This window comes from Corynebacterium gallinarum (assembly GCF_014837045.1).
In the GTDB taxonomy this organism is placed as follows: domain Bacteria; phylum Actinomycetota; class Actinomycetes; order Mycobacteriales; family Mycobacteriaceae; genus Corynebacterium; species Corynebacterium gallinarum.
Genome location: NZ_JACSPR010000001.1, coordinates 308,134 through 329,773, shown reverse-complemented (window position 1 = coordinate 329,773; position 21,640 = coordinate 308,134). Strand labels below are relative to the sequence as shown.

The following is a 21,640-nucleotide window of genomic DNA, read 5'->3' as shown; positions in this document are numbered from 1 at the left end:
TGAGGTGTGGTGGGGCCCTGTGCGTCGCGTAGCCTGTGGGGGAGTCTGTGGGGGAGAAGCTGCCCACGCCCGATATGAAAAGAGGGATCCCGTTCATGCCTGTTCCGGACTTCATTCTCAGCCTCCGTGAGAAGGTCGGTACCGCTCCGCTGTGGTTGCCGGCCGTGACCGCCGTGGTCATCCGCGATGTCCCGCCGGGGTCCCCCTTCCATATCACCCCGGATGTGCTGTTGGTCATGCGCGCGGATACCGGTGAGTGGACCCCGCCGACCGGGATCTGCGATCCGGGCGAGCAGCCCCATGTGACTGCCGCCCGCGAGGTGGAGGAGGAGACCGGTCTGGAGGTCAGTGTGGATGCGCTGCTGGGCGTGGGCGCCGTCGGCCCGGTGACCTATGAGAACGGGGATGTCTCCAGCTACATGGATACCGCGATGCGCTGCACCGTCGTGGGCGATGATGTGCCCCGGGTCGGAGATGATGAGAACACCGAGGTGGCGTGGTTCCCGATCTCGAACATGCCGGTGACCAACCCGCGTTTCCGCATGGTCATCGCCGACGCCATCGCCCAGCTCAAGCACCCCCAGGGTTTCCGTCCCCGGATGGGGTACGAGAAGCGCGCCAGGTAGCGCGGTTACCTCTCGGCTTCCGGCCACCGTCGCAGGCGTCATGCTTGTCGACGGTGGCTTCTTCTTTCCCGTGGTACCCCATGGGGGAGTGGGGGTGCCCCCGTTGTGTGGGAAAAACGGGGGTCATGCCCGGTTTGAAACATGAGTTAACCCTCACCTTTCCCCTAATGGGGGTGAAAAAGGGGTGGGAAGGCCCATTTCTGCTTTGTAAACTCCACTATTCGCCTGCCTGGGGATTAGAATGAGGAGTAACGCAATGAACATGAAAAGTGATTCACCCCACACGGTATGTGGGTGTTGAACCGTCAGTGAAGGGAGAGGGGCATGGGTTTACAGGTCCGCGCGAATGAGATGAAGGTATGGGAGACCTTCACTCTGGAACGCCAGCTCGAATGCATCATCAATGCAGACCACCTTCTCCTCTTCCGCGGGAACCCCCACGGATCCGTCTCACTGTCCGATGTGATCGCCTCCGAGCTGATCGGTATCTGACCACCTCCCATAATGGATGAAGCCACCGGCCGGGAATGAACCGGCCGGTGGCTTCAACTATGCGGAATAAGCGGTACTAGCAGTCGTAATACAACTCGAAATCCAGGGCGGTGGGGCGCAGCCGCTCCGGGGTGATCTCATGCTCATACTTGTAGGCCGCGTAGGCATCGATGAGATCATCGGTGAACACGCCACCCTCGGTGAGGAAGTCGTGGTCCTCCTTCAACGCCTCCAAGGCCTGCTCGAGGGAGGTGGGGGCCTGGGCCACCTTGGCAGCCTCCTCGGGCGGAAGCTCATACAGGTCCTTGTCCAGGGGACCATCAGGCTCGATGCGGTTGCGGATACCATCCAGACCCGCCATCATCGACGCCGTGAACGCCAGGTAGGGGTTGCCTGAGGGGTCCGGGGTGCGGAACTCGATGCGGGTCGCCTTCGGGTTGGGACCGCTGGCGGGGATGCGGATCGCGGCGGAACGGTTCTGCTGCGAGTACGCCAAGCTCACCGGTGCCTCGAAACCGGGCACCAGACGGTTGTAGGAATTCAGGGTCGGGTTGGTGAATGCCAGCACCGCGGGGGCATGCTTGAGCAGACCGCCGACGTAGTGACGGGCCATCTCCGAGAGGTTGGCATAACCGGCCTCATCATGGAAGAGGGGCTTGCCGTCCTTCCACAGCGACTGGTGGATGTGCATGCCGGAACCACCGTCATCAGCCAGTGGCTTGGGCATGAAGGTGGCAGACTTGCCCACTGCCTTCGCGGTGTTCTTCACCACGTACTTGAAGGTCTGGAGATCATCGGCTGCGTGCAGCAGGGTGTTGAAACGGTAGTTGATCTCCTGCTGACCACCACTGCCCATCTCATGGTGGGAGCGCTCCACGGTGAACCCGATCTCCGCCAGGGTCTCGCCGATGGTGTCACGCAGATCCTGGAAGTGGTCATAAGGCGCCACCGGGAAGTAACCACCCTTCTGACGGACCTTGTGGCCGAGGTTCCTACTGCCGTCCGGGTTCTCCCGGGAACCGCTGTTCCACCAGCCCTCCACGGAATCCACCTCGTGGAAGGCCGCGTTCGTCTGGGAGCTGAAACGCACGGAGTCGAAGATGTAGAACTCGGCCTCGGCACCGAAGTTGCAGCTGTCGGCGAACCCGGTCGAAGCCAGGTACTCCTCCGCCTTGCGGGCGATGTTGCGCGGATCCCGGGAAAACGGCTCCCGGGTGTAGGGATCATGGACGAAGAACTTGATGTTCAGCGTCTTCGACCTCCGGAACGGGTCGATGAACGCGGTGGACAGGTCCGGCAGCAGCATCATGTCGGAATCATCGACGGTGGTGTATCCGCTGATCGATGACCCGTCGAAGGCCAGTCCGTTTTCCATGGCCGACTCGTCGAAGGCGGAGGCGGGCACGGACAGGTGCTGTTCGGTGCCGGGAACGTCGGTGAACTGAACGTCCACCCAGTTGATGTCATTGTCCCGGATGAATTTGAGGATCTCATCCGGGTTGTTTTTCGGGCTCGGGGCCACGATGAATCATTCCTTATGAAGAATGGGAGATGGTGGTCAGGGGAAGAGTGCTATTTCAGGATGGGGGTGTCCCACAGGTTGAGTTCGGTGCCGATGCCCTTTTTAACGGCATTCTCATAGAGGTCATGCGCCCAGGCGACATCCTCGACCGGCATGCCACCGATGGAGTAGCAGAAGATCTGCTCATCGTTCTCGCGACCCGGTGCCTTGCCGGAGGCGATGTCACCGATGTTGACCATCTTCTTCTCCGGGATCAGACCCTCCTTGAACATGTCGTACCAGCGGTTGCCGGGGATGCCCAGCAGATCCTCATAGGTGACGTCCGGGCCGTTCTCGTGGAACCACTCAGCGTAGAGACCGCGGTAGTCCACCACGAGGTTCGCCTCGTCGGAGGTGATGAAATCATCATCCAGACGGGCTGCCGCCGGCATGAGCAGCAGTGCGCCGGGCTTGATCCATTCCCGCTTGAAGTAGGGGAAACCGGAGGGGCCGTCAGGTGAGGTCGAAGTTCCGGAGATCACGATGTCGGAGCCTTCGATGGCTTCCTGCTCGGAATCCACGATGCGGACGTCCTTGAGCTGGGGGTACTTCTCACGGAACCACGCGGCGACACGCTCGGTGGACTCAGGTGAGCGGCCCTTGATCTTGACCTCCTCGATGGAGGGACGCTGGCTGAGGGCTGCGTCGAAGATGGTGCGGCTCATGACGCCCGGTCCGATGATGCCGACCGTCCTGGAATCCTCCAGGGCGAGGTGCTTGACACCCACGCCGGGTACGGCACCGGTGCGGTAGGCGGACAACAGGTTCGCGGACATGATGGCCTTGGGGGCACCGGTGTCCGCGTCGTTAAGCACAAATACGTGAATGGAGCGGGGGAGATCCTTCTTGCGGTTCTCGGTGTTGGAGCCGTACCACTTCACGCCGGTGGAACGGAAGCGGCCGCCGAGGTAGGCAGGCATGGCCATGAATCGACGATCCGGGCCGTCCGCGGGCATACTCTCGTGCTCAGGGTTCTCCGGGAAGTTGATCTGGGCGCCGTGGGAGTTCGCTGAGGCGCCGGCCATGCGGTAGTCACCGTCGGCCAGGAGGATGAGGGTCTCCTCCATTGTTTCCACGCAGCGGGCGGAATCGGTGACCCCCGCCGCGACCATGTCCTCCTCGTTGAGGTAGAGGAAATCAATTCGGGTGTCTTGTGCGTTGTTTTCGCTCACGCTTCCCTTTCAAGGATGCGTGTCAGACGTACGTCGAACACCTGGAACCAAACCCGGGACACTTCAACAGCAAAGGTTACCGGGGGTCGACGCGAATGTGCGTCCGCGGGCCCAGCACGTAAAAATCCTGGTGTCATCATCGCCGACACTTCGGTAGTTCTGGGTTAAATTCGGGCTGAAAAGTCAACCCCCATCCCTATATCCTATCGAGACAACCAGGCGGATGCCGTCAAAGTATCAATTAATAAACTGTTTTCTGATAAGAAAATATGAACAATAAAGGTGAAACACCATGCCACGGCGCTTCGCGTGAGGATTGGGGAGGTCACACTTTCGGGGGTGGCGGGCGGGTGGGGAGCGGGATATCACCGCACCTCAGTGTCACCGGGGGCGTGAATGTGGCCGTGGTGAACAACAACCGCCCCCGCATACAGAAGGATTTCTGCGTGCGGGGGCGGAGGAGGGGGGATGTCTCTACCGGGGTGAGACTCTAGTTCTCATCCTCATGCCGGATGAACTTCATCGCGTAGTCGAAGATCCGGGTGATGGCGTAGTCATCATCAGCCTTGGTGGAGGCGGTGACGAGCAGATCAGCCAGCTCGGCATCGGACTTACCCTCGATGAGGGTGCGCTCCGGGTTCTTCTCGAGGTAGCGACGGAAGTGGCCGGCGAGGGCCTCCTGTGGGACGTCCTTGAAGATATCCCAGGTATCAACATGTGCCATGGTTGTTTCTCCTGTTGTCACGGGGTGGGCAGTGAAGAGGGGTGGGTACACCCCTGGGGTCGCGGCTTCGGGGTGTCCCTAGATGTCCAGGACGAGCTTCTGACCGCAGCGTCCGCGGGACACGCAGGTCATGAGGGAGTTGTTGCTCATCTTCTCCTTCTCGGAGAGGATGACATCGCGGTGCTCGGCCTCGCCCGAGATGATGCCGACCTCACAGGTGCCACAGATGCCTTCACGGCACTCTGCGTAGAGATCCTCACCGGCGGCCTCCAGGGTCTCCAGAAGGGTCATGTTGGTAGGCACCTCGAACTCCTCACCGGTGGAGTTCTTCACCACAGTGAAGGCCTTGTTCTTCGAGGGGTCGATCAGGGTGGTGGCGGTGAAGGACTCACGACGTACCGTGTCCTCCGGCCAGTTCTCCGTCGCCTCGAGAACTGCATTGGTGAAGCGGTCCGGGCCGCAGGTCAGCAGCTGGACACCCTCCTCGTAGCGGTCGGCGAACTGGCTGATATCCATGCGGGTGCCCTCATCGGAGATGTAGAACTCCGCGGTGCCACCGTGGTCACGCACGATGCGGTCCATGTAGGCCATGCTCTGCTTGGAGCTGCCCGAGTAGTGCAGCTCGTAATCGATGCCCTCTTTCTTAGCCTCGTCGGCCATCGCGAGCATTGGGGTGATGCCGATGCCGGCACCCACGAGGATCAGCTTGGTGGCGTTCTTGTTGAAGCGGAAGTTATGGCGCGGGCCACGGACCTCCACGACGGAACCGGGGCTGAGGTTCTCGTGGATCCACTTGGAACCACCGCGGCTGTTCTGCTCCAGCTGGACCGCGATCTCCCACTCATCAGCGGTTTCGTTGACGAGGGAGTACTGACGGTTGAGGCCACCGGCGTTGATTTCAATGTGGGCACCGGAGAAGGCCTTCGGTAGCGGGGTGCCGTCCATGTTCTTCAGGGTGATGCGGCGGATCGTGTCGGTGCTGTCCTCGACCTGGGACACCACCATGCTGCGGGTGCGCAGTTCACGACCGGGGCCGTTGTAGACGATGGTCGGGTTCTCTTCGGAGATAGGTCCGAAGTTCTCCGGGTTCACGGCCGGGTCCCAGGTGGTCTTGATGGATTGCGGGCCGCGGAAGGAGATGGAGGGCAGACGACCGAAGTCCTGATCCTGAACCATCTTGATATGTGGCAGACGCTTGAGGATCTGCTGAAAGAGCACCTGCATCTGCATACGTGCGAGGTTGCGGCCCATGCACTGGTGGATGCCGTAACCGAAGGTGAGGTGCTTGGTCACGTTGTCGCGGTACAGGTCGAAGGTGTGCGGATCCGGGAATACCTCGGGGTCGCGGTTGGCCACGGAGGTCACCAGCAGGACGTCTTCATTGGCGGGGATCGTGACACCACGGACCTTGACCTCGTTGACGGTCCGGCGACGCCATGCGTGGGAGCCACCGTTGAGACGCAAGGACTCCTCGACTGCATTCGGGATCAGCTCGGGCTTTTGCTGGAGCAGCTTCCACAGGTCTGGGCGTTCGGACTGCAGGAAGATGAACAGATTGGATGCCGAGTTGGAGGTGGTGTCGTGGGCTGCAGTGACCGCGGACATGGTCTTGGAGCGCAGGTAGTACATTGGGACGGCTTCCGGATCCTCGCGGTGTGCGCGGATGGAGTGGGGCACCCAGCCCTCGGCGGTGTCATCGGCCATGAGTTTGGCCAGTACCTTCTGGGAGTGCTGCCAGAACTTGCCGTTGGTCTTGGCGACCTTGATATCTTCACCGGGGGCTGGCTTGCCCCAGGTGGTGGTGGCGTGGGCCATGGAGTACTCGTGGATCTTTGCCATGTCCTCGGCGGGGATGCCCATGAACTGCAGGGCGACGGTCAGTGGGGAGATGTGCAGGAGGTCCTTGTAGATATCGACCTCGCCATTCTTGATGAACTGGTCGATGTAATTGTCGACGGTATTGCGGGCCACGGACTCGAGCTTGCGCAGCTGCTCGACCTTAAAAGGCTCCTCCAGAGCGCGACGGCGGGGGGTATGGATCGGTTCGTCAGTGTTGACGATGGTGTCGCGGAAATCGTAACCGTAGTCGTCGAGGACATCCTTGGCCTCATCGGACAGGGGCACAGCCTTTTTCAGGGAGTTGGAGGCAGAGTAGTTTTCGGTGTCCTTGAAGATCTTCATGATGTCCTCGTACCGGGTGACCACCCAGTATCCCAGTTTGTGGGAGTAGAAGACCGGCTCATTGTGAAAGGACCACTCGGTATGACCCCACGGGTCGTTGACGAATTCGGTGCCCAGTGGGTCGAATCGCTCGTCGGAACGGCTCTCGCGGTTGTTCAGGGCCTGGATGTCAACTATCTCACCATTGAGGTAGGGGCAGGCGGAGACATCTGATGATGTCGGGTGTGCCAGGGTTTCAGTCATGGTCTTCGATCCTCCGTGTTCTCAAGGAATATTCCCGGCCACAACCGGTGGTCGGGGGCGCTGCTTGTCACCAAGAACGGTATGAGTGATCGGAGTTACACACAAAAAGCGTCGCCGGTCATACCTCTAAGGATTACCCCCATCACGGTGTGTTAACACCATGTCATTAACGGAATTTGCAGTCCGCCTTCGGTCAGGATGGCCGCGGGTAGCAGCCTATGAGTATAAAATACCCCCCGAAAGGGTGCAGTAGACTGTTTGGTGCGTTGCGCAGGACACTTTTTGCAAAAAGATTACCTTTTGCGCCTTTTGGGGATTCCCTTCTGTGTTCGGTGACCGTACCAGTGAGTTTGTGAATCACCTGTGAACCTGTGACTAGGGGCATCCCCGTATTTGGGTCAGGGTTCGGGGTATGTACTCACTGACCACGTCAACGTGCCGTAACCACGGGTTCAGACCCGATTAAGTTCGAAAAAAATGGAAAAAGTAGTGAAGCAGCAGTTTGCAACGACATTTAGAGGGTCTATCGCCTGGTGTACCCTCCCAATTCGGACATGCTCCCACAGTCGCGGGTGGAGCCCACCCTTCCCGATCTGAGGGGGTGGGGTGATGCTGGTAATACCATGCTGCGTCTCGGTTGCACCACGTGGTGATTCTGCTTGGAGGGGAGGATTTACCACCCCTGACCGGTAACGGCGCCTCGATGCACAGAGAGGGGCCGTTACCGGCGAGTGGGAAAACGACACTCCCCCCGGATCTCTCCGGTGGGGAGTGTCATTCGGGGAGAGGCTTGCGCTCCCCCCCCCCGGTGTCATGGGGCCCGCGGGGTGAAACGGGGGTAGCCCTCCCGGTCTCGGGCGGAGTTACTACTACTTGGTGGTGCCGGTCTGGCGGTCGGAGTAGCGACGCAGCCTGAAGCGGTCCTGCTGTCCCTGGAAATCGCCGGGTGCCTTGCCCTCGACGACCTCGTTCACCACATCATCCTTGGTGTGTCGGCCGTGGGCGTTGGCCTCATTGATCCCCTGGGAGGCGTTCACGTCGGTCTCTTCGGTGATGGTGGTGTCCGTGTCGGAACGCACCGCGCCACCAGCCGCGCCGGCACCCATGCCGGTGTTGGCGTAGTTGTCCACATCGGCGGTGGTGTCCACGCGGGAACCACGCAGACGGTCGACGAAGGACTCGTCCCGCGCACCTTCCGGGGTCACCGTGGTGTCCACGGTGGCGCGCTCATCATCCGGGGTGAGGTTACGGTTGCGGGCAACGGTGTCCTCCTGGCGGCGGATCAGTTCCTCATCCACCGGCGCGCTGACATCCGAGGGCAGATCCGAACCCCGCGGAGTGGTGGCGTCATCACGGGTATGGGCCTCGTCACGGGTGTGTGCCTCATGGTGATCACCGCGGTGATCGTCGAGGGGTGCTCCCACGTCACCGGGGACTGCGGAGACACCCAGGGTGGCTGGATCGCCGACGTTGCGGGCCTCCATGGGGTCGCGGCGGGCGCCCGCCGTACCTGCAGTGTCGCGGGTGCCATCGGCTGGGATGACGTAATCATCGCGCTCGGTTGTGGTGACGCGTCCGCTGTCGTCGCTCACGGCACCATGGCCGACGTGGGTTGCCACGTCCCTATCCGCCCCGGTCAGGTCGCTGCGGTTGCGGTCGGTGGAGGTGTGGTCGGTGTCGGTGTCGGTGTGGAAATAGTCCACATCCCGGGCATCGGTGAGCTGGTAGTGCTCGTAGACCCGGTTCTCCTCCTCCACGGACAGGCCATTGTCCGCGTCGATGTTGGGGGCATCCTTGATGGCGTCCTTGGCGAAACCGAGGTTGAGGGTGTCGCCACTCAGCGAGGAGCCACGGAGTGGGACCAGGCTGGAGGACATGCCGAAGAGGCCATGGCCAACCTCGACGAAGGTGGGCTGCCCTGTCCGGTCGTCGACGAAGACCTCCTTGATGGAGCCCAGCTTGTCGCCGGACCTGTCGATGGCGGTGGCGTCGAAAAGTGCTCGGATCTCGCTCTTGTTTGGTGTTGCCTCAGTCATGGTGTTCCTTCCTTATGGGGATGGTGGAGTGGGTTCCACCGTAGAGAATTCTGGGATGTTATTCGGTTGTGATCGTCCCCGGTGGGGATGATCGTCAGCGGGCTGAATGTGGGGGACGGCCATCCCCGGGGGGGGGGGTGACTATGCCGGTGCTGAGCAGTGGGAATGGCATGTCATCAGGGTGGGCCAGTGGCACCGGGGTGGCCTGCAGTCGGGGAGTGGTGAATGAAATCCGTCTGTGATTGACTCCCGGCGACTGCACTGCGCGGGGTCAGCGCCCGGAGTGCCTGCGCAATCGGATCCGCTCGGCCTCGGCCACGGTGTCGGCCGCATCGCGCTCACGGGTTTTGGCGTCGGTTGGCTGTTCCGCCTGCTGTCCCTGGAAGGCGAAGTGCTCGCCAGGGAGCGCTGCCCCGGACTTTTCATCATGGATGCCGACCTCGGAACCGTCCGGCAGTTCGGGCAGCTCCGGGTGGAAGTAGGTGGCGTCATTCCCGTCGGTGACACCGTAGTGGGCGAAGATCGCATCCTGCTCGACGGGGCTCAGACCGTTTTCCAGATCGATGTCCGGGGCGTCCTTGATGGTGTCCTTGGAGAAGCCGAGCTCGAGTTTGTGTGCTTCCAATCGTGCACCACGCAGGGGGACGAGGCTGGAGTTGCGGCCGAATAGTCCGTGGTGGATCTCAACGAAGGTGGGAAGCCCCGTTGCATCGTTGAGGATTACGCCTTCCACCGCACCCAGCTTGCTGCCGGTGTTGTCGTAGGCGCTGGCGTCCAGAAGGGAAACGATCTCATATTTGTCAGTGTGTTTAGACATGATCTTCCTTTGCTGTCGGTGTCTGGTACTACCACGGTAGGTCTGAATGCAACTGTTATTTTCCTGTTATCTACTCGACCGGCGATTACCCTCCAGGACGTGCCCGGGTCAAATCCCGGTAGGTAATCCGCGTCACACATAGCGGGTGGTGGAGGGCATGGGGCGCGGGCCCCGGCATGCCTGCGAGCCCCAGGAGACCCCGCGAACGGTGGATCGGGCGGAAATCCCATGCTGAATAAAATCAATCTGTAACCTTGCCCACGGTTGGTTTTGCACAGGCGCCCCCGGTGCTCCCGATGTCGCCACGGTGCGCGTTCGCCGGCCGGTTGCTGTAGACAGAGGAGATGTGGACACCATGAGGACAACCGTCATCACAGCAAGCGCATTACTTCTTCTCACCGGGTGCGCGGGTCAATCCCCGGACCCCAGTTCCGGTCAGACCTCCGGGGACATCCGGGAGGAGGTGACGGAGGCGTCGACAAGCATCACCGATGTCTACATCGCACTCGGGGATTCCTATGCGGCGATGGGCGGGCGCGACCAGCCGTTGCGGGGCGAGCCGTTCTGCCTGCGCTCGTCCGGGAATTACCCGGAGCTTGTGCACGCGGAGGTCACGGATCTCACGTGCCAGGGGGCGGTGACCGGGGATCTGCTCGAACCGAGGGCGTTGGGCGAGCGCACGCTGCCGGCGCAGCTGGATGTGCTGACGGAGGATACGACCCTGGTCACCCTCTCCATCGGGGGCAATGACCTCGGTTTCGGGGAGGTCGCGGGATGCATCCGGGAGCGGATCGCGGTCGAGACCCCTGACAACTGTGTGGATCTGCTGGAAGAAACCATCGGGGAGCAGCTCGACCAACTCCCCCCGCAGCTGGACCGCGTGCACGAGGGGATCAAAGACCGCGCCGGGGACGCGCAGGTGGTGGTCACCGGGTATCTACCGCTCGTGTCCACCGGGGAGTGCCCTGAGCTGGGGAATGTCTCCGAGACGGATCGCCGGTGGGCCGTGGAGCTGACCGCGCAGATCAATGACACCGTGCGCGAGGCAGCCGAACGCCACGATGCCCTGTTCGTCCTCCCCGACGATGCCGATGAGCACACCAGCTGCGCACCCCCTGAGCAGCGCTGGGCCGACATCCAGGGCCAGCAGACCGACGCTTACCCGCTGCACCCGACCTCGAGCGGCCATGAGGCGATGGCTGCCGCCGTCCGGGACGCGCTGGACCTGCAGCCGTAGCGCCGGGCACGTGCTTGTCGACGACCAACCCATGCCAGGCTGCAATCACATCCGCACATACCGTGCGCGGGCAATGGAGTAGCCACCATAGAGGATGAGTCCGATACCGACGATGATGAGCAGGACACTGCCGAAGGGCTGTTCCCCGAGGGTGCGTAGTGCCGAGTCCAGACCTGCGGCCTGTTCCGGATCATGGGCCCAGCCGGCGATGATGATCAACACCCCCAGGATGCCGAAGGCGATACCGCGGGCGATATAACCGGCGGTTCCGGCGATCACGATCGCGGTCCCGACCTGTCCCGACCCCGCGCCCGCCTCCAGGTCCTTCCGGAAACTGCGGGTGGCACCCTTCCAGATGTTGTAGACACCCGCCCCCAGCACCACCAGTCCGGCGACCACAACCAGCACCACGCCCCAGGGTTGGGCCAGGATGCTGGCGGTGACATCGGTGGCGGTCTCCCCGTCGGAGGTGCTGCCACCCCGGGCGAAGGTGGAGGTGGTCACCGCCAGGGAGAAGTAGACCACGGCCATGACCGCCCCCTTGGCCCTTTCCTTGAGGTCCTCGCCTGTCAGCAGCTGGCTCAACTGCCAGAGAGCCAGGGCAGCCAGGGCGATGACCGCGGCCCACAGGGCGAACTGACCCCCCGGCGCCTCCGCGATGGTGGACAATGCGCCTGAATTGGAAGCCTCATCACCCGAACCACCGGACCCGGTGGCGAGGCGCACCGCTATCCACCCGATGAGGATATGCAGCACCCCCATGACGATGAATCCGCCTCTGGCCAGCGTGGTCAACACGGGGTGGTCCTCGGCCTGGTCGGCCGCCCGCTCTACCGTCTGTCTCGCCGATCTGGTGTCGCCCTTATCCATAGGCCCCATTCAACCGCCTCGCGGGGTGGACAGCCACCGTCAGGGCGGATTGTGACCTGAACTGTGATCTTCCACCAGCCCCGGGTGATGCGGGCCCCTCAGATGGCGCACAACACCTCCTGGGGTGGGGGTTAATCTACCGACTATGACCGGGTGGAGCTGGAAAAACCTCCCCGAGTAATGACCAGTAAGAAAGGGTTAGAAAACTATTCTCTCAGGGATTGTCCTCGAGATTGTGAGGACCTACCTTAAAGCCAGGGAATAGGCTGCACATAGAAGAATCCCCACTCTCCCAAGGGAGAGTGGGGATTCTAGTGTTTGTTCCCTCTGGCTACCACTCAGGAGCCTTATCGGAAACCTCTGGAATCTGCCCCTTCTTCAGCATGTCTTTCACAAACTTAGGGTTCACCGCCTGGGACATATCCAATCCGGTTCCTGCATATGCCGTCTTAAATTCCGCACTAATCTCGCGTGCCTTCTGGTCATCAGACTTCGAAGAATCGGCAATCCTCTTGATATTCCGATTCGCCGCATTAGCCTTACTAGTCGAAACCTTCCCAAGGTTTTTGCTCGGAGTGAATTTAAAATCTGTCATCTCTACTTCACCTCCCCTCTGGGTCTAACTACATGACAATAGAAGACGGGGCGGACACGATAGGTGAGAAATAGAACGGATATTCGCACCTAGTATTGTTTTTGCTATTCGAACGCTTCAGGCTGAACTCTCGTAGCATGGTTGTATCCTGGGCCTCTTCTAGAGTTGGCGCAACGAGTAGCGAGGGGACTCTTAGCTCGAGGTGTCTAGGAGATTGGTGCCAGGCAAGGGCGGATAAGTTAGGTTCCGGGCGCGACCCAGTCGCGGGCGATAGTGTCGAAGATAGATGCGACAACAATCGCCCACCAATCTCATTTGTATCCGTGCGGGTTCGATCACCAGGCAAAAGGGTTAGAAATGTTGACAGGAAATCACCCTCCCGAGGGAACGTCGGGAGGGTGATTTCCTGAGAATTTAGGGATGTCCAAATAGTGGCCTGAACTCCCCGCGGGGGTCTAGCAGTCGAAGTACATCTCGAACTCCTGCGGGGTGGGGCGCAGGCGGACCGGGGTGATCTCGTTGTCGTACTTGTACTGGATGTAGGCCTCGATGAGGTCCTCGGTGAACACATCGGACTCGGTGAGGAAGTCGGAATCCTCCTGCAGGGCCTGCAGGGATGCCTCCAGGGAGGTCGGTGCCTGAGGGATGGAGGCGGCCTCCTCCGGTGGGAGCTCGTAGAGGTCCTTGTCCACCGGTGCGTGCGGCTCGATGCGGTTCTTCACACCGTCCAGGCCGGCCATCATCATGGCGGCGAAGCCCAGGTACGGGTTGCCTGATGGGTCCGGTGCGCGGAACTCGATGCGCTTGGCCTTCGGGTTGGACCCGGTGATCGGGATGCGCACGGCCGCGGAACGGTTGCGCTGGGAGTAGACCAGGTTGATGGGGGCCTCGAAGCCCGGCACCAGGCGGTGGTAGGAGTTCAGGGTCGGGTTGGTGAACGCCAGGACAGCCCCCGCGTGGTGGAGAATGCCGCCGATGTAGTAACGGGCGATATCGGACAGGCCAGCGTAACCGGACTCGTCGTGGAAGAGTGGCTTGCCGTCCTTCCACAGGGACTGGTGGGCGTGCATGCCGGAGCCGTTGTCACCGGCCAGCGGCTTGGGCATGAAGGTGGCAGCCTTGCCGTGCAGGGCCGCGGTGTTCTTCACGATGTACTTGAAGGTCTGGATGTCATCGGCTGCGTGCAGCAGAGTGTTGAAGCGGTAGTTGATCTCCTGCTGGCCACCACCGACCTCGTGATGGAAACGCTCCAGGTGGAAACCGGCGTCACGCAGGTTGCGGACCGTCTCGTCGCGGACATCCACGGTCTGATCATAGGGGGCGACCGGGAAGTACCCGCCCTTGACGCGGTTCTTGGAACCGGTATTGGGGGTGCCATCCAGGTTGGTCTCACGACCGCGGTTCCACCAGCCCTCGTTGGTGTCCACGTGGTAGAAACCGGAGTTGATGTCGGTGGAGTAGCGGACGGAGTCGAAGAGGTAGAACTCGGCCTCGGCGCCGAAGTTGCAGGTGTCGGCGATGCCGGTGGAGGCCAGGTACTGCTCGGCCTTGCGGGCCACGTTGCGGGGGTCGCGGGAGAACGCCTCACGGGTGAAGGGGTCATGGACGAAGAACTTGATGTTCAGCGTCTTCGCCTTGCGGAACGGATCGATCTTGGCGGTGGCCAGATCCGGCAGCAGGTTCATGTCGGATTCATCAATGGTGGTGAAACCACGGATGGAGGAACCATCGAAGGCGAGGCCCTCCTCGATGGCGTCCTCATCAAAGGCGGATGCGGGGATGCTGAAGTGCTGTTCGATTCCGGGAAGGTCGGTGAATCGGACATCAACGAACTCTACGTTTTCATCCTTGATGAACTTTGTTACTTCTTCCGGGGTGTTAAACGCCACGGTGACTCCTCATGGGCATGGGGTATAGGGTGTTTTCGCGCCGGGCAAGCTAACGGTCCTGAAACCTAGTGGGACTAGACTCAAGTGCAGATGTACACCTTGCGACACGGGCCAGTATACGACATTATCTGTCGATCTATCAAAACTTTTCGTGGATCCCCCGCTGAGCAGCGGATACCAGCCCACAATAGTGGCACATCATCCCACCCGGCCAGCATTGGCGCGGTGAGGTACATCGCTATCGGAGGATATCCCCCGACGGCGTTTCCCGTTTGCTCGTCCGTTGGCTAAGTTTAAGACCATGGCTAAACCGAGAAGATCCTGGCTCGATGGTCCGGAGATCCCCGCAGACTTTGACGATCCCGATGCCCCCGGCCGCTGGCCCGGTGAGAAACTCGGTCTCCCCGAACGCGGCCCCGGTTCCCTGGTGTCCGTCGCCCGGCGCATCGGCGGCGTGTGCATCGACTGGATCATCTCCTGGATCATCGCCATCGTGCTCACCAACTTCACCGACGCACTCGGCGACGTGGCCACCTCCACGCTCATCATCTTCGTGCTCATGGGCTGGCTCACCGGCTGGTTCTTCGCCCGCACACCGGGCCACGCCATGCTGGGCATGGGACTCGCCCGCATCGACGCCGAGGACCGCGTCGGCTGGTGGCGCTCACTGGTGCGCCCCCTGCTCACCATCCTCATCCTGCCCGCCGCCATGGTGGACTCCGACGGTCGTGGTCTCCACGACAAGGCGACCGGCACCGCGGTCATCCGCGGCTAGACGACGGAGCTTATCGACGGCTGGATACCCACCCCGGGTGCCAGCCGTTCTTTTTAAATCAGCAGGAACAGCAGCACCTGCGCCGCGATGATCTTGGCCACCATGGCCAGGGGGTAGACGGAGGTGTACCCAATCGCGGGCAGTTCATTGCGCGAGGCCTCCGAGATATAGCTCAACACCGCGGGGTGGGTCTGGGTACCGGCGAGGATACCGGCGGTCTCTCCGAAGGGGATGCGCATGACCTTGTGCCCGATGATGAGCACCAACAGGGAGATCACCAGGGTGAGCAGGGCGCCCACACCGATGATCATCAGGGAGGCCGGATCACTCAGCGCTGACCGGAACCCGGCACCCGCGGTGGTCCCGATGGCTGCGAGGAACATGGTGATGCCCAGCTGTCGCAGGGCGAGGTTGGCGCTGTAGGGAATCTGCCAGACCACCTTGCCGGTGCGGCCCATCGCCCCGAGCAGCAGGGCCACCAGCAGTGGACCACCGGCGTTACCCAACGACAGGGCACCACCGCCGGGCAGAGGGAATTCCATCATGCCCACTAACACGCCGAATGTGAGACCGACGACCAGGGGAACCAGGTTGAAATCAGCCAGACGCCGGTAGGAATCACCGAAGATGTGCGTGGCCTCGGTGATCCGTTCGGCGGGGGCCACCACGCGGACGAGATCGCCGAGCTGGAGGGTCATGTCGGGGTGTGCGATCAGATCAGTGTCACCACGCCTGATCCGGGTGATGAGCATGCCGGGGATACGGTTACGCAGTTTCGACAGGGGCACACCCACGATGGACTCATCCGAGACGAAGATGCGGCGGTAGTCCAGATCGATATCGCTGTAGGGGTGGCCGTCGACGAACTCGCCGAGCAGGCCCTCCGCACGTTCGAGTTCATCATCGGATCCCACCACGGTGAGGATGTCACCCAGCCGGGTGCGATCACCCTCCTCGGGGATGAACTGGTCATGCTGCCCCCGGCGCTCCACACGGGAGACGATGACCTCCAGCTCCAGCAGCTCCGGGATGTTGCTGATCGCCGGCAGGTCATCCCGGGTGACCCGGACGCGGCGCCCCGTCAGCTCCTGGACAGCCACACCGGCATCCCGGGCCTCCTTCTGGTGGTTGACCTTGAACAGGCCCCCGCAGACCGCGATCGTGAGGATCACCACCAGGACACCGAGCGGGTAGGTGAGGGAATAGGCCACCACAGGCAGCTCCAGGATGCGTGCGGTGTCGGTGGCGTTGTCGTCGATAAGCGACGGTAGGGCGTCGACCACCGCCGCCATCGCCGGGGTGTTGGTCAGCGCACCGGTCAGCATGCCGGCACCCGTCGCGGGCACCAGGTCCAGCGCCTTGATGACCACCCAGGCGGTCGCGGTGGTCACGATGATGGCACCGAGTGCCAGCCCGTTATTGCGCAGACCTGTGGACCGCAGTGACCTGAAGAAGTCACGCCCGGCCTCCAGGCCGATGGTGTAGACAAACAGTGCCAGCCCCACCACATAGATCAGGGGAGGCACGGTGATGCCCGGTTCGATGGTGGAGAAGGCCAGGCCGACGAACAGCACAGCCGCCACCCCGAGCCGGAAACCGAAGATCCTGATCCGGCCCAGCAACAGACCGATCCCCATGATGGCCACCAGGGCCAGCAGCTGATTTTCCACAAAGAGACTCACGCCCTTCATCATCGCACCACGGAGGGTATTTTTCCCCTCATCAGGGCAGAGATCATCAGGGCATGGAAAAAGGGGTGCACCCCCTCACGGGAGGTACACCCCTCACATCACGGCGCGGACGCGGAGGAGATGAGCTCTACTGCTCACCCTTGCGCTCGGACTGACGGCGCGCGCGACGGTTCATGCCGGACATCTTCGCACCCTTGGGCAGCGGGCCCTTCGGCAGGGCGGCACCAGGACCGTTGCCGATATGGTCCATGGCCTCGATGCGGGCGGCGAGGGAGGCCACCTCGTTCTTCTTGTAGTTGCGGGGCAGCTTCACCAGCTCACGCTGCAGCTTGCCGATGGGCACCTCACCCTCACCGGTGCCGGTGATCATCTCATAGACCGGCACACCCGGCGCGACACGGTTGAGGCGCTTGCGCTGCTGGGCCATCAGGGGCTTGAGACGGTGCGCGGCACCCTCACCGACGAGCACCACACCGGACAGCCCGACCACACGGTGCACGGCATCCATCTGGGTGGTCATCGCCACCGCGGTCTTGGTGCGCCAGGCCATGCCCACACCCGAACGGAGGTTCTCCACAGCCCAGCCGGCGGCACCGGCCTGGCCCTCGGCGCGCTTGAACACATCACGCTCGACGCGGCGGGTGAAGATGAACATCGCCGCCAGAACACCGGCGATGATGCCGATCGGGAGCATCCACCACTGCCCATCCCAGAGCATACCCAGGAGGAACAGGATCAGGGGAATACCGAGGACGGCCAGCAACATGAGCGGGATAAGAGCCTTATCCTGCTTGCGTTGCATGTTGAAGACCTGCCACATCTGTGAACGGGTCTCCTTGCGGCGTGCCCTCTTCGCTGCCGCCACTTCCTTCTTGGCGGCCTTCGCCGCCTGCTTCTTCGCGTCTGCCATGCCCTCAACAATAGGTGATCCCGTCGGGCATTCTAAAATGGCACGCATATGACCGTCGGCTGGCAGCATCCTGACAATGCCGGGGTGGTGGCCGGGTGACCGGGCCCGGGGGAAGGGAAACGCCCCCGCGCGTGATCGGGTGGATCACACACGGGGGCGGGCTACGGCTGCGGGTAGGTGACTAACCGCGGGGGATCACGGGTGCATCATCGGAGGCACCGTAACGCTCCAGCAGGGAGGAGGCCTCCTGCGTGGTCGGACCCTCAGCGGTCTCGGCCAGGTGGGAGAGGTTCTCGGGGAGTTCCTCACCACGGAACTTCAGCGCCTGGGCGTAGAGCTTGCCGGCACGGTAGGACGACCGCACCAGGGGACCGGACATGACCGCTGCGAAACCGAGCTCGTAGGCCTCATCGGAGAGCTCCAGGAACTCCTCCGGCTTCACCCAGCGCTCAATCGGGTGGAAGAGCGGCCCGGGACGCAGGTACTGGGTGATGGTGATGATGTCGGTGCCGGCGGAATGCAGATCTCGGAGAGCCTCGGAGATCTCCTCGCGGGTCTCACCCATGCCCAGGATCAGGTTGGACTTGGTGACCAGACCGAAATCGCGGGCCTGGCGGATGACATCCAGGGAACGGTCATAACGGAACGCCGGGCGGATCCGCTTGAAGATACGGGGAACGGTCTCCAGGTTGTGTGCGAAGACCTCAGGGCGGGATTCGAAGACCTCCTGCAGGAGATCCTTCTTGCCGGAGAAATCCGGAACCAGGTTCTCCACACCGGTGTTGGGGTTGAGCTCGTGGATCTTGCGGACCACCTCGGAGTAGAGCCAGGCACCCTCATCCGGGAGATCATCACGGGTCACACCGGTGATGGTGGAGTAGTTCAGACGCATCTCGCGCACCGACTCCGCGACACGGAGCGGCTCACCACGATCGAGGGGTTCCGGGCGTGCCGAGTTGATCATGCAGAAATCACAACGACGTGAGCAGTTGGCACCACCGATGAGGAAGGTCGCCTCGCGGGACTCCCAGCACTCGTGGATGTTGGGGCAACCGGCCTCCTGGCACACGGTGTGGAGGGAGGCACCTGCGACGCGCTCCTTCATGTCCTTGTACTCGGGTCCGTTCTTGACCTGGTTTCTGATCCACCGGGGCTTGGTCTCGATCGGGGTCTGCGAGTTCCGGGCCTCGACGCGGAGCATGCGACGCCCCTCAGGTGCGATAGTCACAAAAGTAACCTAATTTCTCTCGAATGTCTGATGGGTGTTATGGGTTCTAAAGTGATGGACCCGGGGACGCGGAACCGCGCTGGGTCCATCAGGGCTTAACCAATTCCAACACCACCGTGTTGAATGGTCATTCCCGGGGCTACCCCCGTTTGGGAAGCGCCCTGGTGGGATCGGGTGCACTGGCAAAGCTGTGATCCGCCACGGTCAACCGGCCGGCGAGTGCATCCTCCAGATCCCGGATGAGCGGGTCCACCAGCTCAGCGGTGGGGACATCCCGGCCGAGCTCCCGGGACAGGGTGGTCAAACCGGCATCATCGATGCCACAGGCGATGATGTGGTCGTAGAACTCCAGGGTGTTATTACAGTTCAGGGCGAGACCGTGCATGGTCACCCCACGGGTGACACGGATTCCCAGTGCTGCAACCTTGGAATCCGGGTGACCATCATGCGCCGGCACCCACACACCCGACCGGCCATCCACCCGACCGGCCTCCGGCACACCGAAGGTACGCACGGTCTGGATCAGGGCCTCCTCGAGCCGGCGGACATAGTCCACGACATCGATGGGCTCGGCCAGTTTGATGATGGGGTACATGACCAGCTGGCCGGGGCCGTGCCACGTGATCCGCCCACCCCGGTCCACATCAATCACCGGCAGACCGTTGGTGGGGAGATCCTCCGGCTGGGTGCGTTTGCCGGCGGTGTAGACCGAGGGGTGCTCCAACACGAGGATCTGATCGTTGATCTCATCCCGGGCGCGTTGCTGCGCGAGTGAGGCCTGGAGATCCCAGGCATCCTGGTAATCAACGGTGCCGAGGTGTTGGACCTCGATGGGGTCATCTGATGCCCGGATGGAACGATCCGCCGGGAAGAAGGGGTCACGTGGTGCAGTCATGATGGAGTCCACCCTACCCGGTGGGGATGATATGACATCAAAAAACCGCCGACCCCAGGTGGGGCCGGCGGCTGTCTGAATCAGCTACTCACGCAACTGATGGGACGAAGCGGTTTAGAGCTCCAGATCGCCTTCGAAGTTGGCGGTCTCCAGGCGGTCCTTGATGGTGGTCATGAAGCGACCGGCATCGGCACCGTCCACGACCTGGTGGTCGTAGGTCAGCGGCAGGTGGACCATCTGGCGGATGGCGATCGAATCGATGCCGTCCTCGGTGATGACCACCGGGCGCTTGACAATAGCACCGGTGCCCAGGATTCCGGCCTGTGGCGGAACCAGGATCGGGGTGTCGGACAGCGCACCCTCGGAACCGATGTTGGTGATGGTGAAGGTGCCACCGGACAGATCGTTCGGCTTCAGCTTGTTGTTGCGTGCACGATCAGCCAGATCCACGATCGCCTTGGCGATCTCCGGCAGGGACAGATCCTGCGCGTTGTGGATGACCGGGGTGAGCAGACCAGCCGGGGTATCCACGGCGATGCTCATGTTCACGGAGGCGTGGTAGGTCATCTCCTTGGTCTCGGCGTTGTAGGACGCGTTGACGTTCGGGTGGGCGACCAGGGCCTCAACAACAGCCTTGACGAAGAACGGCAGGTAGGTCAGGTTGAGACCGTGCTTCTCCTGGAAGGCAGGCTTGCTGCTCTTGCGCAGCTCGGCGACACGGGTCATGTCAACCTCGTGCAGCTGGGTCAGCTGAGCGGAGATCTGCAGGGCCTCAACGGTCTTGCGTGCGGTGATCTCACGGATACGGTTGACCTTCTGGGTGGTGCCGCGCAGCTTGGCCTTCTCCGGATCCACGGACTTGGTGGATGCGGCGGAGGCGGGGGCTGCCGCCGATGCTGCCTCCTTCTCTGCAGGTGCGGACTCGCCGGACGCGGCGGCCAGGACATCCTGCTTACGGATGCGACCACCGATGCCGGTGCCCTTCACTGCGTTGAGGTCAACACCGTGCTTCTCCGCCAGCTTGCGCACCAGCGGGGTGACGTACGGGATGTTGTCGGTGTTGGTCTTCTGCGGGGCGGCCTTCGGCTCGTCCTGCTTCTTCGGCTCCGGCTTCTTTTCAGCCTTGGGCTCAGCCTTCTCAACCTTCTTGGCTTCTTCCCTGGTCACGTCGGGAGTCTCCTCCACGGGTGCCTCTTCAGCGGGAGCCTCGTCCTCGGCGGGTGCTGCGTTGGCATCGCCGATGCGGGCGATGACGGCTCCGACATCGACGGTGTCGTCTTCCTCGGCGAGGATTTCAACGATGGTGCCGGCGACGGGGGAGGGGATCTCGGTGTCGACCTTGTCGGTGGAGACCTCGAGCAGTGGCTCGTCAACCTCGACGGTATCGCCGACAGCCTTCAGCCACTGGGTGATGGTGCCCTCGGTGACGGACTCGCCGAGTTCCGGCATTTCCACATCGGTGGCGGCAGCAGAGGATGCAGGTGCCTGCTTCTTCGGCTCCTCCTTGGGGGCCTCTTCCTTGGCGGGAGCCTCTTCAGCAGGGGCTTCCTCCTCGGCAGGAGCCTCGTCCTCGGCGGGTGCTGCGTTGGCATCGCCGATGCGGGCGATGACGGCTCCGACGTCGACGGTGTCGTCTTCCTCGGCGAGGATTTCAACGATGGTGCCGGCGACGGGGGAGGGGATCTCGGTGTCGACCTT

At 62.1% G+C, this 21,640-nt stretch carries 18 protein-coding genes; 4 read left to right on the top strand and 14 right to left on the bottom strand.

Annotated elements, in window-relative coordinates:
• Positions 1-95 precede the first annotated feature (95 nt).
• Positions 96-626, top strand: coding sequence for an NUDIX hydrolase (locus tag H9627_RS01420; protein ID WP_191732242.1), 531 nt, complete (start codon positions 96-98; stop codon positions 624-626).
• Positions 627-950: 324 nt separating this feature from the next.
• Positions 951-1,118, top strand: a complete 168-nt coding sequence (locus H9627_RS01415; RefSeq protein ID WP_191732241.1) for a hypothetical protein — start codon at positions 951-953, stop codon at positions 1,116-1,118.
• Between the two features lie 76 nt (positions 1,119-1,194).
• Here the strand turns inward: H9627_RS01415 and glnA (H9627_RS01410) are convergent, their stop codons facing one another.
• The 6 genes from glnA (H9627_RS01410) to H9627_RS01385 form a co-directional block, all read right to left on the bottom strand.
• Positions 1,195-2,640: a type I glutamate--ammonia ligase gene (gene glnA, locus H9627_RS01410; RefSeq protein WP_191732240.1), complete on the bottom strand. Its 1,446-nt coding sequence runs from the start codon at positions 2,638-2,640 to the stop codon at positions 1,195-1,197.
• Between the two features lie 50 nt (positions 2,641-2,690).
• The gene (locus H9627_RS01405; protein WP_191732239.1) at positions 2,691-3,851 is read right to left on the bottom strand and encodes a tyramine oxidase subunit B; all 1,161 of its coding nucleotides are present in this window, start codon (positions 3,849-3,851) and stop codon (positions 2,691-2,693) included.
• 490 nt (positions 3,852-4,341) lie between these two features.
• Entirely contained in the window at positions 4,342-4,575 is a 234-nt protein-coding gene (locus tag H9627_RS01400; protein WP_191732238.1) for a hypothetical protein, read from the bottom strand.
• A gap of 78 nt (positions 4,576-4,653) precedes the next feature.
• Positions 4,654-6,999, bottom strand: coding sequence for a cytochrome P450/oxidoreductase (locus H9627_RS01395; protein ID WP_191732237.1), 2,346 nt, complete (start codon positions 6,997-6,999; stop codon positions 4,654-4,656).
• A gap of 869 nt (positions 7,000-7,868) precedes the next feature.
• Positions 7,869-9,035, bottom strand: a complete 1,167-nt coding sequence (locus tag H9627_RS01390; RefSeq protein WP_191732236.1) for a PRC-barrel domain-containing protein — start codon at positions 9,033-9,035, stop codon at positions 7,869-7,871.
• Positions 9,036-9,306: 271 nt separating this feature from the next.
• Entirely contained in the window at positions 9,307-9,852 is a 546-nt protein-coding gene (locus H9627_RS01385) for a PRC-barrel domain-containing protein (RefSeq protein ID WP_191732235.1), read from the bottom strand.
• Positions 9,853-10,207: 355 nt separating this feature from the next.
• Here H9627_RS01385 and H9627_RS01380 point away from each other — a divergent pair, with 355 nt between their 5' ends.
• Positions 10,208-11,089, top strand: coding sequence for an SGNH/GDSL hydrolase family protein (locus tag H9627_RS01380; RefSeq protein WP_191732234.1), 882 nt, complete (start codon positions 10,208-10,210; stop codon positions 11,087-11,089).
• 45 nt (positions 11,090-11,134) lie between these two features.
• Here H9627_RS01380 and H9627_RS01375 read toward each other — a convergent pair whose 3' ends face one another.
• The 3 genes from H9627_RS01375 to glnA (H9627_RS01365) form a co-directional block, all read right to left on the bottom strand.
• Entirely contained in the window at positions 11,135-11,959 is an 825-nt protein-coding gene (locus H9627_RS01375) for a DUF1206 domain-containing protein (protein ID WP_225213343.1), read from the bottom strand.
• Between the two features lie 331 nt (positions 11,960-12,290).
• Entirely contained in the window at positions 12,291-12,554 is a 264-nt protein-coding gene (locus H9627_RS01370; RefSeq protein WP_191732232.1) for a hypothetical protein, read from the bottom strand.
• 455 nt (positions 12,555-13,009) lie between these two features.
• Positions 13,010-14,443: a type I glutamate--ammonia ligase gene (gene glnA, locus H9627_RS01365; protein ID WP_191732231.1), complete on the bottom strand. Its 1,434-nt coding sequence runs from the start codon at positions 14,441-14,443 to the stop codon at positions 13,010-13,012.
• Between the two features lie 301 nt (positions 14,444-14,744).
• On the opposite strand from glnA (H9627_RS01365), the gene H9627_RS01360 reads away from it, so the two are divergent.
• On the top strand, positions 14,745-15,218 hold the full coding sequence (locus H9627_RS01360) for an RDD family protein (protein WP_191732230.1): 474 nt from the start codon (positions 14,745-14,747) through the stop codon (positions 15,216-15,218).
• A gap of 53 nt (positions 15,219-15,271) precedes the next feature.
• Here H9627_RS01360 and H9627_RS01355 read toward each other — a convergent pair whose 3' ends face one another.
• From H9627_RS01355 to sucB, 5 genes are all read right to left on the bottom strand, one after another.
• Positions 15,272-16,900, bottom strand: a complete 1,629-nt coding sequence (locus tag H9627_RS01355) for an aspartate:alanine exchanger family transporter (protein ID WP_191732229.1) — start codon at positions 16,898-16,900, stop codon at positions 15,272-15,274.
• Between the two features lie 136 nt (positions 16,901-17,036).
• Positions 17,037-17,819: a DUF4191 domain-containing protein gene (locus H9627_RS01350; protein ID WP_191732228.1), complete on the bottom strand. Its 783-nt coding sequence runs from the start codon at positions 17,817-17,819 to the stop codon at positions 17,037-17,039.
• Positions 17,820-18,000: 181 nt separating this feature from the next.
• Entirely contained in the window at positions 18,001-19,047 is a 1,047-nt protein-coding gene (lipA, locus tag H9627_RS01345) for a lipoyl synthase (protein ID WP_191732227.1), read from the bottom strand.
• Between the two features lie 139 nt (positions 19,048-19,186).
• Complete coding sequence (gene lipB, locus H9627_RS01340; protein ID WP_191732226.1) at positions 19,187-19,942, bottom strand: lipoyl(octanoyl) transferase LipB; 756 nt, start codon at positions 19,940-19,942, stop codon at positions 19,187-19,189.
• Between the two features lie 114 nt (positions 19,943-20,056).
• A partial coding sequence (sucB, locus tag H9627_RS01335; protein ID WP_225213341.1) for a 2-oxoglutarate dehydrogenase, E2 component, dihydrolipoamide succinyltransferase occupies positions 20,057-21,640 on the bottom strand: 1,584 nt, incomplete at its 5' end.

Coding starts and splice junctions, on each gene's coding strand:
- H9627_RS01375 (WP_225213343.1), bottom strand. CDS start 11,959: ATGGATAAGGGCGACACCAGATCGGCGAGACAGACGGTAGAGCGGGCG.
- H9627_RS01420 (WP_191732242.1), top strand. CDS start 96: ATGCCTGTTCCGGACTTCATTCTCAGCCTCCGTGAGAAGGTCGGTACC.
- H9627_RS01350 (WP_191732228.1), bottom strand. CDS start 17,819: ATGGCAGACGCGAAGAAGCAGGCGGCGAAGGCCGCCAAGAAGGAAGTG.
- H9627_RS01400 (WP_191732238.1), bottom strand. CDS start 4,575: ATGGCACATGTTGATACCTGGGATATCTTCAAGGACGTCCCACAGGAG.
- H9627_RS01385 (WP_191732235.1), bottom strand. CDS start 9,852: ATGTCTAAACACACTGACAAATATGAGATCGTTTCCCTTCTGGACGCC.
- H9627_RS01370 (WP_191732232.1), bottom strand. CDS start 12,554: ATGACAGATTTTAAATTCACTCCGAGCAAAAACCTTGGGAAGGTTTCG.
- H9627_RS01390 (WP_191732236.1), bottom strand. CDS start 9,035: ATGACTGAGGCAACACCAAACAAGAGCGAGATCCGAGCACTTTTCGAC.
- lipB (WP_191732226.1), bottom strand. CDS start 19,942: ATGACTGCACCACGTGACCCCTTCTTCCCGGCGGATCGTTCCATCCGG.
- H9627_RS01415 (WP_191732241.1), top strand. CDS start 951: ATGGGTTTACAGGTCCGCGCGAATGAGATGAAGGTATGGGAGACCTTC.
- H9627_RS01380 (WP_191732234.1), top strand. CDS start 10,208: ATGAGGACAACCGTCATCACAGCAAGCGCATTACTTCTTCTCACCGGG.
- H9627_RS01395 (WP_191732237.1), bottom strand. CDS start 6,999: ATGACTGAAACCCTGGCACACCCGACATCATCAGATGTCTCCGCCTGC.
- H9627_RS01360 (WP_191732230.1), top strand. CDS start 14,745: ATGGCTAAACCGAGAAGATCCTGGCTCGATGGTCCGGAGATCCCCGCA.